General features: G+C 50.6%; 2 tRNA genes and 1 rRNA gene. All 3 read left to right on the forward strand.

Features of this window, described 5'->3' with window-relative positions:
* Positions 1 to 50: 50 nt before the first annotated feature.
* Positions 51 to 127 (forward strand) — tRNA-Ile (locus tag VSR72_RS44005).
* Between the two features lie 44 nt (positions 128 to 171).
* Positions 172 to 247 (forward strand) — tRNA-Ala (locus VSR72_RS44010).
* A 292-nt stretch (positions 248 to 539) separates the two neighbouring features.
* Positions 540 to 779, forward strand: a 23S ribosomal RNA gene (locus VSR72_RS44015); the annotation flags it as partial.

Raw genomic sequence — 779 nt, forward strand, 5'->3', positions numbered from 1 at the left:
ACTGCGTTTTAAGCGCTCACACTTGTCGGCTGTAAGAAAGACAGACTCAGGGGTCTGTAGCTCAGTCGGTTAGAGCACCGTCTTGATAAGGCGGGGGTCGATGGTTCGAATCCATCCAGACCCACCACTTTGTCTGCAAAGGCGAGACGGATCCCTTGAGTTATGTTGACTGGGGGATTAGCTCAGCTGGGAGAGCACCTGCTTTGCAAGCAGGGGGTCGTCGGTTCGATCCCGTCATCCTCCACCAATCCTCAATGCACAGCGTTCTGCTGAAGTTCAGCAGAGCCTTTTGCATTGGCGATTGAGCCAGTCAGAGCGATGTGATTAAAAACCATATCGGCTGTCGTTCTTTAACAATCAGGAAGAAGTAGTAAAGAGATTCATCCGGAAGACGGACAGAGATGGCCGTCGAGTAGGTGAATCAGGGTTGTGATTGTATCAATGTATTTTTAAGTGATCGAAAGATTGCCTTGAAATACGGCGCAACACGAATACTCAACCTGTAACGGGCGTTCTCGCGAGAGACGCACCCGTTATAGGGTCAAGCGAACAAGTGCATGTGGTGGATGCCTTGGCGATCACAGGCGATGAAGGACGCGGTAGCCTGCGAAAAGCGGTGGGGAGCTGGCAAACAAGCTTTGATCCACCGATATCCGAATGGGGAAACCCACTCCGAATGGAGTATCCATGACTGAATACATAGGTCATGTGAAGCGAACGCGGCGAACTGAAACATCTAAGTAGCCGCAGGAAAAGAAATCAACCGAGATTCCCAAAGT

Source organism: Paraburkholderia sp. JHI869, from assembly GCF_038900775.1.
Classification (GTDB): Bacteria; Pseudomonadota; Gammaproteobacteria; order Burkholderiales; family Burkholderiaceae; genus Paraburkholderia.